This window comes from Hafnia sp. (assembly GCF_036648275.1).
Lineage (GTDB): Bacteria > Pseudomonadota > Gammaproteobacteria > Enterobacterales > Enterobacteriaceae > Hafnia > Hafnia alvei.
This window is the reverse complement of sequence record NZ_JAVXIQ010000005.1, coordinates 27,722-41,655: the sequence shown is the minus strand read 5'-3', so window position 1 is coordinate 41,655 and position 13,934 is coordinate 27,722. Positions and strand designations below refer to the sequence as shown.

10 protein-coding genes are annotated in these 13,934 nt (G+C 46.2%); 3 read left to right on the top strand and 7 right to left on the bottom strand.

Annotated features, from left to right (window positions below):
- Nucleotides 1-29 precede the first annotated feature (29 nt).
- The 3 genes from cdd (at nucleotide 30) to sanA (ending at nucleotide 3,788) form a co-directional block, all read left to right on the top strand.
- Nucleotides 30-914, top strand: coding sequence for a cytidine deaminase (gene cdd / locus RSC70_RS06555; RefSeq protein WP_332542078.1), 885 nt, complete (start codon nucleotides 30-32; stop codon nucleotides 912-914).
- A 208-nt stretch (nucleotides 915-1,122) separates the two neighbouring features.
- Nucleotides 1,123-2,820, top strand: a complete 1,698-nt coding sequence (locus RSC70_RS06550) for an NAD-dependent malic enzyme (protein WP_130934134.1) — start codon at nucleotides 1,123-1,125, stop codon at nucleotides 2,818-2,820.
- A gap of 218 nt (nucleotides 2,821-3,038) precedes the next feature.
- Nucleotides 3,039-3,788, top strand: coding sequence for an outer membrane permeability protein SanA (gene sanA, locus RSC70_RS06545; RefSeq protein ID WP_332542077.1), 750 nt, complete (start codon nucleotides 3,039-3,041; stop codon nucleotides 3,786-3,788).
- 16 nt (nucleotides 3,789-3,804) lie between these two features.
- Here sanA and RSC70_RS06540 read toward each other — a convergent pair whose 3' ends face one another.
- From RSC70_RS06540 to folE, 7 genes are all read right to left on the bottom strand, one after another.
- The gene (locus tag RSC70_RS06540) at nucleotides 3,805-5,997 is read right to left on the bottom strand and encodes a sensor domain-containing phosphodiesterase (RefSeq protein WP_332542076.1); all 2,193 of its coding nucleotides are present in this window, start codon (nucleotides 5,995-5,997) and stop codon (nucleotides 3,805-3,807) included.
- A gap of 528 nt (nucleotides 5,998-6,525) precedes the next feature.
- The gene (gene mglC, locus RSC70_RS06535) at nucleotides 6,526-7,536 is read right to left on the bottom strand and encodes a galactose/methyl galactoside ABC transporter permease MglC (RefSeq protein WP_025800813.1); all 1,011 of its coding nucleotides are present in this window, start codon (nucleotides 7,534-7,536) and stop codon (nucleotides 6,526-6,528) included.
- Nucleotides 7,537-7,582: 46 nt separating this feature from the next.
- A complete protein-coding gene (mglA, locus tag RSC70_RS06530; protein WP_072039383.1) occupies nucleotides 7,583-9,175 on the bottom strand; it encodes a galactose/methyl galactoside ABC transporter ATP-binding protein MglA in 1,593 nt (530 codons plus the stop codon).
- 112 nt (nucleotides 9,176-9,287) lie between these two features.
- Nucleotides 9,288-10,286 carry a galactose/glucose ABC transporter substrate-binding protein MglB gene (gene mglB, locus RSC70_RS06525; RefSeq protein WP_040045794.1) on the bottom strand — a complete coding sequence of 333 codons (999 nt, stop codon included), beginning with the start codon at nucleotides 10,284-10,286 and terminating at the stop codon, nucleotides 9,288-9,290.
- Nucleotides 10,287-10,621: 335 nt separating this feature from the next.
- Nucleotides 10,622-11,620, bottom strand: a complete 999-nt coding sequence (gene galS, locus RSC70_RS06520; protein WP_332542075.1) for an HTH-type transcriptional regulator GalS — start codon at nucleotides 11,618-11,620, stop codon at nucleotides 10,622-10,624.
- A gap of 258 nt (nucleotides 11,621-11,878) precedes the next feature.
- Entirely contained in the window at nucleotides 11,879-13,078 is a 1,200-nt protein-coding gene (yeiB, locus tag RSC70_RS06515) for a DUF418 domain-containing protein YeiB (protein ID WP_332542074.1), read from the bottom strand.
- A gap of 141 nt (nucleotides 13,079-13,219) precedes the next feature.
- Nucleotides 13,220-13,882 (bottom strand): GTP cyclohydrolase I FolE, encoded by a 663-nt coding sequence (gene folE / locus RSC70_RS06510; protein ID WP_332542073.1) that lies wholly within the window; start codon nucleotides 13,880-13,882, stop codon nucleotides 13,220-13,222.
- Nucleotides 13,883-13,934 lie beyond the last annotated feature (52 nt).

Sequence of the window (13,934 nt, the reverse complement as noted above, 5' to 3'; positions counted from 1 at the left end):
TCTCCCGTAACTAACTAAGAGGCTCCCCCATGCACGCACGATACGACGCGGCATTCAGCCAACTGCCAGCCGCTTTGCAGGCGGCGCTCTCACCGATTATCAATGATGCTGATTTCCGCGCGGTGATTACCGCTTCTCAGGTTGAAAGTCTGAAACAGGCTACCGGCATGAGCGACAGCGAATTAGTATTTGCCCTGCTTCCAATGGCCGCAGCATGCTCACTGGCACCAATCTCCAAATTTTACGTCGGCGCCGTTGCTCGCGGTGTTAGCGGCAACCTGTATTTCGGTGCCAATATGGAGTTTCTGGGCGCACCGATGCAGCAAACCATTCACGCAGAACAGTGCGCGGTGACGCACGCATGGCTGCGCGGCGAAAAAGCACTCGCCTCCATCACGGTTAACTACACCCCTTGTGGTCACTGCCGTCAGTTTATGAATGAGCTGAATACCGGCACCAAACTGGCGATTAACTTGCCAGGACGCCAGGCTGCTACGCTGGGTGATTACCTGCCAGACGCTTTTGGACCGCGCGATCTTGACATCAAAACCCTGCTAATGGATGAAGAAAACCATAACCTCAGTTTGGCTAATGCGGACGAACTAACCTTAGCGGCGTTAGACGCAGCCAACCGCAGCCATGCGCCTTATAGCCATGCCTATAGCGGCGTAGCGCTGGAAGCCGAGGACGGTACCGTTTATAGCGGACGCTATGCTGAAAATGCGGCCTTTAACCCAAGCTTGCCGCCGTTACAGGCCGCGCTGATTCTGATGAACGTTTCAGGTAAAGACGTGCTGCGTACTCGCCGTGCGGTATTGGTTGAAACCGAAGACGCCGTGTTCTCTCAATGGGATGCAACCCAAGCAACGCTTCATGCATTAGGTTGTACTCAAGTCGAACAGGTTCAGATTTAAGCTGTTTTTAACGCAGGGTCATTCGGCCCTGCGTTCCCGTTCCTCGCCAAATCCTGTAAAAAAGTGTTACTTAGCTCGCACTTTCCCTGCTAAATGTCATCTTTCTATAACAAGCATTGAACAACTTATTAGTATCTCTTAGGATCGCTGGGATGACGCATTAAAATATCTGATAAAAATATACCGCCCGACATAAAGAGTGCTACCCATGGAACTGGAATACGAAAGTAAACGTCCGTTGTACATCCCCTACGCAGGCCCGATCCTGCTGGAATTCCCCCTGCTGAATAAAGGCAGCGCCTTTAGCGAAGAAGAACGCAGCAACTTCAACCTACACGGCCTGCTGCCTGAAGCCGTCGAAACGATTGAAGAACAAACCGAGCGCGCCTATCGCCAGTATCTGGATTTCAAAACCGATAACGATAAACATATCTACCTACGTAATATCCAAGATACCAACGAAACCCTGTTCTATCGCATGCTTGATGCCCATCTGAGTGAAATGATGCCAATCATTTACACCCCGACGGTAGGCGAAGCCTGCGAGCATTTCTCTGATATTTACCGTCGCGCCCGTGGTCTATTCATTTCCTATCCGAACCGCGACCGCATCGACGATATGTTGCAAAACGCCACCAAACAAAACGTAAAAGTTATCGTTGTAACCGACGGTGAACGTATCCTTGGGCTAGGCGATCAGGGCATCGGCGGCATGGGGATCCCCATCGGTAAATTGTCACTGTATACCGCGTGTGGCGGCATCAGCCCTGCCTATACGCTGCCGGTCGTGTTAGATGTGGGCACCAATAACCCACAGCGCTTGAACGATCCTCTGTATATGGGATGGCGTCACCCACGCATTTCCGGTGATGAATATTATGCCTTCGTTGACGAGTTCATTCAGGCCGTGAAACGCCGCTGGCCAAATGTGCTATTGCAGTTTGAAGACTTCGCTCAGAAAAATGCTACCCCGCTGCTCAACCGTTATCGTGACGAACTCTGCTGTTTCAACGATGATATTCAAGGTACGGCGGCGGTTACGCTGGGTAGCCTGATTGCTGCCAGCCGAGCTGCCGGAAGCCAACTGCGCGATCAAACAATTACGTTCTTAGGCGCAGGTTCTGCCGGTTGTGGCATCGCCGAGCAAATCATTGCCCAGATGAAATCCGAAGGCTTGAGCGATGAAGAAGCACGCCAACGCGTCTTTATGGTTGACCGCTTTGGTTTGCTCACAGATAAGCTACCAAACCTGCTCGAGTTCCAAAGTAAGCTGGTGCAAAAAAGCACATCACTAGCAAACTGGAAAGTAGAAAGCGATGCGATTTCACTGTTGGAAGTGGTGCGTAACGCTAAGCCTACCGTTCTCATCGGCGTTTCGGGTCAGCCTGGCTTGTTTACTGAAGAAATCATTCGTGAAATGCACAGCCACTGCGCGCGCCCTATCGTTATGCCGCTGTCGAACCCAACGTCACGCGTTGAAGCCCGTCCAGAAGATATTATTAACTGGACCGATGGCGCGGCGCTGGTCGCCACCGGCAGCCCATTCGGGCCGGTAAGCTATAAAGATCAGGTCTTCCCGATTGCTCAATGTAATAACTCATATATTTTCCCTGGTATTGGGCTCGGTGTTCTGGCCTCTGGGGCTAAACGCGTCACCGACGGCATGCTCATGGCCGCCAGCCGCGCCTTAGCCGACTGCTCACCGCTGGCACAGCAAGGTTCAGGTGCACTGCTGCCTGATGTTAAAGATATCCAACAAGTATCACGCTCCATTGCGTTCCAAGTGGCCAAAGAAGCACAGCTACAAGGCGTGGCGGTGTTGACCTCTGACGAAGCATTATTACAAGCGATCGATAATAACTTCTGGCAGCCTCTGTACCGTATCTACAAGCGAACTTCATTCTAAGAATGTGTGAAAGTCGCTAGGTAAAATACAATTCGAGTTAACTCCCAAGCGTGGTGTAACAACCACGCTTTATTTTTAATTCCGCACTCTCATCGTCTAAAAAATCATCAAGTTAGGAAAATCCCACTCAGATTGCTTGCGTCGCCTGAGCGGGTAAAGTAGCCTCGTAGACATAAGCACCTTTAGGCATAAATACAAACGACGCAGCAGGCACCATCATGTGGAGACGACTGATATACGGTATTTTAACCGTCGCTATTTTACTGGCGGTGACGGCTATTGGTCTGGATCGCTGGATTAGCTGGAAAACTGCGCCGTACATTTACGAAGACGTGCAGGATTTACCGCATCGTGAGGTGGGCGTGGTTTTAGGCACGGCTAAATATGTCAGTACTGGAACCATCAATCAGTATTACCGCTACCGCATCCAAGGCGCACTTAACGCCTACAACAGCAACAAAGTGAATTACTTATTGCTGAGCGGCGACAATGCGCTTCAGAGCTACAACGAGCCGGTAACCATGCGTCGCGATCTTATCAATGCCGGTGTGCCTAACGGCGATATTGTGCTCGACTATGCAGGATTCAGAACGCTGGATTCCATTGTTCGCACACGCAAAGTCTTCGACACCAACGACTTCACCATTATCACGCAGCGTTTCCACTGCGAGCGTGCTCTGTTTATTGCGCTTCACATGGGTATACAGGCGCAATGCTTAGCAGTGCCGTCGCCCAAAAATATGATGATGATAAGAGTGAGGGAAATTGGCGCACGACTGGGCGCGTTAACCGATCTCTATATTCTTAAGCGTGAACCGCGTTTTCTTGGCCCGATGATCCCTATTCCCGCAGTACATAAAGTATCGGCCGATGCACAAAGCTATCCAGCGGTCTCCCCTGAGCAGTTACAAGAACTTGAGCAAGTTTTAAAACAAGAAAAAGCCGCTGAAAAACCAGCGGCTAAATAGCTAGAAAATTAAACGGTTAGAAAGAATTTAGCGGCTTAGGTTCTCCGAGTAAAAACCCCTGCAAATACTGCACACCTAATTGCTGTAGCATCTCAAGCTGTTCTTGAGACTCAACATATTCAGCAACAACCTGCAGTTTCTTTTCTCGAGCAATATCGCAAATCGACTTAATAATCAGCTGGTCGAGCGAATTATTGACAATATCTTTGACAAATACGCCATCAATTTTCACGACGTCTGCATTTAAGGATTTCAGACGCTGATAGTTAGAAAATCCAGTGCCAAAGTCGTCAATAGCAATTTTGAAATGGTAGTCACGTAACGCTTTGATCGTTGAGTGTTCGATATTCTCATTCACAAGATGCTGCTCTTCGGTGATTTCGAAAATAATCGCCTCAGGACGGACTTGGTAATGCTCAAAGATTTCAATAATCCGTGGCGCAGTATCACGCTGCATCAACGTAAGCGGCATCAGATTAACCGAGAAACAGGTATTGCTAGTGTCTAATTTTGCCTCACTTATATGCTTAACCACATTTTCAACCATCAGCAAATCAAACTGCGCGCATAAATTAAACTCAGAAATCAGAGGAATAAATTTACTCGGCGGGATCACTTCACCGTTGTCCAGAAGACGAGCCAAAATTTCGTAATAACTCTTTCCTCCTGAATGAACGATAGGCTGTGCATAAAGCTCAAGACGGTTTTCAAGCAACGCCGTCGTAATTTTCCGTAACCACACCACTCGCTCGCTGACTTCTTCCCGAATTGACTCCGCATTTTCCTCTAAGCTGATAACCTCATTTTCGAGGCTAGCACGTTCAGAAAGGTGATGGAGCTTACCCACGCGCGTATAGAGTGACTCTTTCGTGGCGTCAAACTGGGTATATGCGATGCCATAGCGCAGCATGACGGGATTATCATTCCAGCTTAGCTCGGCATCACACAAGCACTGACGAATAAGATGAATGCGGTTTACGTTATCCGTCGTATCCAGATAAAGCAGTAACTCACAGCCAGGCAGTTGATAGATATCTTCACCCGGTTTCAGCAACGGCTTAATCACCGCCGCAATGCGCCTTTTAGTATCAACCCGCATCATCATCCCATGATAGCGGCTCAAGGCTTCTAAATTCGTTAAACGGAGAAAGCAGAGCGTTCCTTTGGGATGGTTTTCGATGTACTCGCTCAAGGAACGAATATTTGCCAATCCCACCATCGGATCAATGCGAGCAAGATGCATATAAACCCGTTTCATCACTTCGCTGCGTTTAAACATCACGGCCATATAAAAAATGGAAACCGTAAACGCAATCAATGAAGCCGATAAAAATGCAATCTGATAACTACTATTGAGTTCAACAGAGAAATTTGAGTTAAAAATAAATAAGCATAGAGACGTGAATGACCACATAAGTAAAATAACCCGATGGCCAAACCTAAATATTCCGTAAGTAAATAAAATAAATAATAATGGAATAAAATAGCTTACGTTAAAATTTTCCTGCGCGGGGAAACAAATAGCAAATAACGCACCTAATAAAATCCCTAGCCAAATGAACGTCACACAATGTTTTTCTCTTGAAAAAGCATCACGTAAACATTGGTTAAAAAATTTCTTTGCATAGTTTCGGTTAAGTAACATTCGCAAAGTATAATAATAGGCAGGCGAAATGGCGATTGAAGATAAAACCAGCGCCTCAACGTTAACTACCGCGAACATATCTAGCTTATATGAAAAATAGCGCTCCATGACGGGCGACATATCAAGCACGGAACCAAACGCAAGCATCATGCCTTTACAGGCCAGTGGATACAGTAACCCAAAGACAAACATACGAATGCCAAGCGCACGACTGGTCATGCTATCAATATCATAACGCCAACGAACGCCCACCATGCGATCCATGACACAAAAGCTGCCCCATAGTGGCAGTCCGTAACACAGTGAAAGCACCACTGCTTCGGTCAAGCTCATGATGTTTAAAGTTGAATAATAAAAAGTATAAACGATAAACAGTGGGGCAAACCCTTTCATGCCAAATAACATGACGACTGAAATCGCTAAAGCCAACGGAAGATAAAGTAAAAAAATTGCGTTCCCTTGAATGTTCGCCATAGGCGACAATTCACGCGATAAAGGCAGCAATACGATGCAAATAAGCATCGGAACAATCATTTCTTGCAGCCTGATAATGGTGTTTCTCATTGTATCGATATGCTTCTTTCGAAAGAAAAAATATCAGAGATAGAAAACAAACAATGAAACCTCACGCTTGTTCATTTCGTAAGTTATGAATTTATAATTTAAGAAATGTCTATTCTCGTAGAAAAATCCGTTTAGCGCTGCTCACATCCTTGATCTGTAGTTAGCAAGAGACATAGTTTCTTTATGTTACTAGCTCAATAATTCAAGTATTAAACCTGACGAATGATTATTACATACCGAGAGCCAGAATACGTAGGGTTATTATTGCAATCAAGAATGTTCCTAGGCTTAAATTAGCCAAGTGCATCCTTTTTTTATTGGCAGGTTAATAATGTGATTATATTTAACAACTATGGCATTATTTTTTGAAATGGAAATATGTTAATGATTGTGGATTGTTTTTATTAAAGTTTAATTAAAAACCTTATGAGCTTTACCATCATGATATTTATTACAGATAATATTTAAACGAGAAATATCTTATAGAATACAAAAAGCCGAACCTAAGTTCGGCTTTTAAAAAAGAGATTATTTTTTCTTCGCATACTTCAGCGAATCAAGCGCTACCGCAAAGATGATAATTGACCCCTTAATAATATACTGCCAGTAGGGGTTAACACCAATGTAGGTCAGACCATAGTTGATGACAGTAAAAATAATAACCCCAGTCACCACGCCGATAACGGTTCCTACACCACCGCTGAAGGATACGCCACCGACGACGCAGGCTGCGATAGCATCCAACTCATACATAAAGCCAAGGTTATTCGTTGCACTCCCGATACGTCCAGCTTCGAGCATCCCGCCAAATGCGTAGAACACGCCAGACAGTGCATACACCATAATCAAATTTAGCGGTACGTTTACCCCAGAAACTTTCGCCGCTTCAGGGTTACCACCAATAGCAAAGATATTTTTACCAAACCGCGTTTTGTTCCACAGCACCCAGACGAAAGCCACTGCGATCAGCGCATAGAAGGTGATATAAGAAAGTTTGAAATCCCCGAAGCGTAAAAAGCCCTGTGCAAAATTAGAGAAATTCGGCGCAAAACCCGCCACAGGAGAAGCCCCAACGTAATCGTAATACAGTGAGTTAATACCGTACACGATAATCATGGTACCAAGGGTGGTAATAAACGGCGTCACGTTGAGATAGGCGATAATTAAACCGTTTACTAAACCAATCACCGCACCCACAGCACATACCACAAGAATAACTAATGGAATAGGCACAGTCTCTAAATTTGGAAACACCTTATTGACGTTATCCATAGACTGCAACAGTGTTGCCGCAACCACGGCAGCCAAACCGACCTGACGCCCAGCAGATAAATCCGTACCCTGCGTCACAATCAGCCCTGCCACACCAAGTGCAATAATAATACGCACCGATGATTGAGTCAGAATATTACTCAGGTTCATTAGGCTTAAAAATGTTGGATCCTGAAAAATAATAATCGCTAGCAGCACTAACAAAACAACATAAATCCCGCCCTCTTTAAAATAAGTAAACAGGCTTTTTTTATTTAATACGCTCATATTCGTAACCCTTAAAATATCAGGTGCAACATTACCGATGCAGGATTTATAGATGCAAAGAAGCCAATCGCAGAATTTCATTCTGAGATGTTCTTTTAGTTTCAACGATACCGGCAACTTGGCCATTACTCATGACTAATATGCGATCGGTAATACCTAGCAGTTCAGGCATTTCTGATGAAATAATAATGATGCCCTTGCCTTTTTTCGCCAGCTCAGTCATCAATTGATAAATTTCAAATTTGGCACCCACATCGATACCACGAGTGGGTTCATCCAGCATCAGTATTTCGGGCTGAGTCAGCAACCAACGGCCAATAATCACCTTTTGTTGATTCCCCCCAGACAGGGAACCAATAGACGTATGATGTCCCGGTGTTTTTACCCGCATAGCATCAATAACCCACTGGGTATCGCTTTTCATTCGTCGATTATCCAGCAAGCCCACTTTATTTTTATACTTACGAATATTAGAAATAAGCGAGTTAAAACCAATATCAAGATAAGCATAAATACCTGTAGAGCGGCGTTCTTCAGTCACTAAGGCAAAGCCATGGTTTATCGCTTCGTTGGCACTATGGTTATTAATCGCTTTGCCATGCAAGCGGATCGTACCTTTTACCTTTTCGCGAATGCCAAACAGAGTTTCCACAATATCCGTTCGTTTCGCACCGACTAGCCCCGCAATACCTAAGATCTCACCTTCGTGCAAATCAAATGAAACATCACGGATTGAAGGCTGGCGCAGCGACGTCAGCTCGCGCACTTCCAGAATGACCTTGCCCGGCGTATTAACCCGATCGGGGAAACGCTGGGTTAACGAACGCCCCACCATCATTGAAATGATTTGGTCCATGCCCATACCATCTAAGGTTTGAGTCGCAATCCACTGCCCGTCACGCAGAATCGTTATTTCATCGCAGAGTTTAAAGATCTCTTCCATTTTATGAGAGATATAAACAATGCCGCATCCGCGATCTTTTAATTTACGGATAATCGTAAAAAGATGATTAACTTCTTTTTCTGTTAGAGAAGAAGTTGGCTCATCCATAATCACAATTTTAGCGTTATATGAAAATGCCTTAGCAATTTCAATCATCTGCATTTGAGATACAGATAATCCAGCCACTTTTTCGCGTGGATCGATATCAATATCGAGTTCATCGAATATCGCTTTAGTATCTTGATACATCTTATCTTGATCGACAAAAATCCCTTTCATCGGATAGCGACCAAGCCACATATTATCCATTACGTTTCGCTGAAGAACTAAATTTAGTTCTTGATGCACCATCGAAACGCCGTGCTCCAATGCTTCTTTGGCGCTCTTAAAATTGATCTCTTTTCCCTGAAAAAGAATACGTCCTGAATCTTTCTGGTAAATGCCAAACAAACATTTTAATAGTGTGGATTTACCCGCACCGTTCTCCCCCATTAATGCATGGATGGAGTGTGGTCGAACACGCAAATTGACATTATCCAGCGCTTTGACGCCAGGAAATGACTTATTTATATTATCCATTTCCAATAAAAACGCGCCATCATCATGTTTTATCGATGCGTTCTCTTGATTAGAAATCTGATCTTTTGCCAAAGAGCTGTCGGTCAACGAGTTACCCATCAAAGAGTTATCTGGCATAACATCCACCTGAAAATGACATAAAGAATAAGCCCGATAACCTCTGGTTGAACCATCAATCAATATCGGGCTTAAAACTTAAAAGTTATTGTTATATAGGCTTAGGTGAAGCTTATTTTTTAATAAACTGAGACAGATTGTCCTGATCGACACCGACGTACGGAACGCGAACAATTTTATTATCAATTTTCCAGTTAGTACCTTCACCCGCAGGCTTGCCTTCAGCGAGATTTTTGGTCAAATCGAAGGTTGCTTTAGCTTGGTTATTCGCATCATTCAATACGGTACCCGCCATTGCGCCTGATTTAACTAATGCCAGCGCTTCTGGCAGCGCATCGACGCCAAACACTGGAATAGAGGTTTTGTTGTGCGCTTTCAATGCTTCGACAGCGCCCATCGCCATGGCATCGTTATTAGCGATTACCACTTCAATCTTGTTCGCATTTGGGCCAGATAGCCACGCATCCATTTTATCTTTGGCCTGCGCGGTATCCCACATTGCAGTATCTAACTGCAATTGCTGAGTTTTAATACCTTGATCGTTCAGGCTTTTCACAACATAAGTGGTACGTGCTTCAGCATCTGGGTGACCCGGCTCGCCTTTCAGCAGTACGAACTGAATCACGCCATCTTTGTTCAGATCCCAGTTAGGATTGGCTTTCCAGTGTTTACCGATCAGCTGACCCTGAATGATGCCAGACTCTTTGGAGTCGGTGCCCACGTAATACGCTTTGTCGTAGCTATCCAGCGCCTTACGAGAGGGTTCTTTGTTGAAGAACACAACCGGAACATCGTTTGCCTTCGCTTTATCAATAATCGTTGGAGCAGCAGCAGGATCGACGAGGTTAATTGCCAATCCTTTCACGCCACGCGCCATCAGCACGTCAACCTGATCGTTTTGCTTGGACTGATCGTTTTGTGAGTCATTCATCAGCAATTTAACGCTGGGATCAGCCTTAGCATCGTTTTCTAACGCCTTACGTACCACGGACATAAAGTTGTCGTCGTACTTATAGATGGTGACCCCGATATTGGTGGTTGCCGCCTGTGCCGCGACGCCAAACATCATGCTGGCCGCCAAAGTTGCTAAGGTAAACGTCTTCTTATTCATGTGAAGCTCCGATTGGATGTAGGGTATTTCAGCATGGATGTCCGATTTTTCAGACGCCCTTGTTTATCGTTTCCACTATCGCTGCGGCAAGAAAACAAATACCAACGCGAACCGTTTAAAATACACATATCGTTTACATTTAGAATATCCCAGCCACTCTAGGTTTGACGCCCGAAAAACCTAGAGTATCAGGGCGATTTACACGTATGACTGATATTTGTGATAGCGAAAACGCCACAAGAATAGACACGATTATGTTAATATTCTGTGAATGAACTCACAGATTGAAAACGGTTACATGGGCCAATCTGCTGACAAAGTGAGCTACACCACAATTATCGAGAACCCACGCTCCAGCGCTGCACTAAGGTAGGCATAAAACAATGGCCGTTGGGAGAAAGAGGCGTTTGATGAACGGACTTAAGCGCCAGCTCAGAGGCTAAAGTAGCTATAGAAACAATAGGATAACGGACGGTGGTCAGTTTAGGGCTGGTATAGCGTGCAATAGGGATATCGTCAAAACCCACGATAGAAAATTGTTCTGGGATAGAAATACCGTTCTCTTTCAACACGGCTAAAGCACCCGCCGCCATAGCGTCGTTATAGGCAAACACGGCACTCAACTGCTGATTGCGGCCAAGGAGTTCCACCATTGCGGCTTCACCACCTTGCAGATCGGGCGAAGCATAGGCGCACCATGCTTTACCAATTTCGATCCCCGCTGATTGCATGGCGGTTTCATATCCTTTCTGCCGCATCATTTGGTCTTCAATCTGATGATTTGAACCCAAAAAGCCAATCCGACGATGGCCTTTGTCCAGCAGTAACTGCGTGGCCATTTGCCCACCCGCCAAGTTATTCAGGCCCACACAGCGGTGCTCATAGCCCGCAACGATACGGTTGATCAACACCATACCCGGCACCTGCTGCATAAACGCCACCAGCTCATCGTCTGATAACATCTTTGCGTGCACAATCAATGCATTGCAGCGCTGGCGTATCAGCATTTCTATCGCCTTTCGCTCTTTGTCTGCATCGTGATAACTGTTGGCAATCAGTAGGTTTTTGCGTTCACGCTGGGCAACTTCATCAACGCCTTTAACTAACGCACCAAAGAAAGGGTCAGAGACATCCATCACCACCACACCCAACATGTCGCTACTTTGCGTTGCTAACGCCTGCGCGTTGGCGTTCGGGCGGTAGCCGAGCTCTGCCACGGCGTTCTGCACCACCGCTTTCGTTTCCGGCGTAGTGATCGCCGTATTGTTCAAAACACGGGATACGGTAGCAACGGAAACACCCGCCAGCCGTGCGACATCACGAATAGTGATCATGCGTGACGCTCGCGACGGCAAAGAAAAGCACAAAAATAAACACGGAATGGTGCAGGACAGCGAATGGCATTCATAGAGATCCCTGAGTCGAAAGCACGTACGTGATATGACCGCGCTATGCTACCCAGTTTTTCATCATTGCTGCGTGAAATATGTCACAGGAAAGAAAACGTTTTCATACATTTCATTAACCTTTCACTTCAGCTCACGCTTTTCATTTGTCTTTCTCGCGTCAAGGTTCGCTTGAGACGTCATTGCTCAACTTTTTGTCTGAGTACCTAGCGCCGTTAATTTACGCCACAGCCACTCAACCGGCCCTTGCTTAAAGTGACGCAGCCAAAGTATCGAGAAAAGAACATTAATCAGCCATACCACCGGAACAACCCAGAGCAATGCCGTTCTTGACCAGTGATTAAACATAGCGAATTGATAAAACAGCGTGGTGCACAGCAGCGTTTGCAGCAAATAGTTCGTCAACGCCATACGCCCAATCTGCCGCAGAGCGAAGGCAAGTTTAAGCCGTGAGATTTGTGGCCAGAAGGCATAAATCAGCGAAACATAACCGATCATCATGAGTGGTGCAGACAGTTCGGCAGGCACCTGAAGCAGATAGCCGCTAACGTGATATTCCCAACCATTTTGCCACTGCGCTAAAGTGGTCGGCACCTGAATGGTTAATCCCACCACCAGCGACCAAAGCGCCGTTCGCCGATAATGTCGCTGGCTGAAACTGCCGCTTAGCCAGCCGCTGCGCATTAGTGCCGCACCGGTCAGCATCAGCCCTGCGAGCTGCCAGCCATACTGCACCGCGAGCGCCATCAGATTTGCGCTGAGCAAATCACTGCGATTACGCCATGCTTCCCAACCACCGTGTATTTTCCAAATGCCTTCGTACTGAATTGCAGCATATCCCGGCAGCCAAAATGCGCTCGGCTCAGGCCCTGCAATCAACCCTAGCAATAGCAGCAGACCTAATCCAATGACATACAGCACCAGACCGGTACGCAACAGCTGTAGGGTTGACGTCGCATCGCGGATCATTCGCCAACTGATTAATCCAATCAGGCCATAGGCCAATAAAATGTCGCCATCCCAAAAGAAAATGGCGTGGACTAGCCCGAATAAAACCAGCCACGATAAACGCGCACACAGCCAGTGCTTGCCCTTAGGCAACAACAGCTGAAGCCCTGCCCCAAACAACAGCGCAAACATGGCTAAAAATTTGCCTTGCACAAAGATATGTAACAGACCCCACGTCAGCGTATCTGCACCATCAGGCAGGCCGTTGTAGGCAGGATTGAGATAGGCCGCTTTAGGTAAACCAAAACCGGTGATGTTCATTAAAAGAATACAAAGAATCGCCAGCCCGCGCACAAAATCCAGCGTACCAATGCGTGTTTTCAGCATGGCAGGTTTTGTTACCGCTTCGGATTGAGAGTTTTGCAAACGCTGCAGCATAACAACGATCCCTATAGAAAATACTTTTACTATACCCAAAACAATTCAAGTTACTTGAAGTATGACGGGCATATACAAAAACGCCGGCACATGGCCGGCGCTGTATCACTTCGAGTCAATCACCCGATTATTCACGCTCAACTAGCCGTGATGGCGTACCGCGCGCAAAAATTCCTGACGGGTATTTTGGCTCGATTTAAATAACCCACCGAGCGAAGTTGTCGTCGTCGCACTGGTCGCATCACGCACACCACGAGCTTTCACGCAGTAATGCGTGGCATCAATAGACACCGCAACGTTGTTGGTTCCCAGCAGAGTTTGCAACGCAACCAAAATTTGCTGGGTCAAACGCTCTTGTACCTGCGGACGCTGCGCAAAGAATTGCACAATGCGATTAATTTTCGACAGGCCAATCACGCATTCTTTAGGAATATAGGCCACCGTGGCTTTGCCATCGATGGTCACAAAATGGTGCTCACAGGTGCTGGTGAGCGTGATATCCCGCACCGTGACCATCTCATCAACCTTCATCTTATTTTGAATGACGGTTATTTTTGGAAAATTCGCGTAATCCAAGCCCGAGAAAATCTCATCAACGTACATTTTGGCAATACGGTGCGGCGTTTCCGCCAAGCTATCGTCAGACAAATCAAGATTGAGCAACTGCATGATTTCCGTCATGTGCTCTTTGATGCGCTGTTTACGAATTTCACGATCTAACACTTCCCCTCGCAGGGGAGTTTCTAGGCCACGAGCCTCTAGCGCCGTATGAACCAAAACTGCTTCTTTACTTAGCGATGACATCAATTCTCTCCTGCAGGTAATCTTAATTCTGAGCACAATTTGATGGTGATCA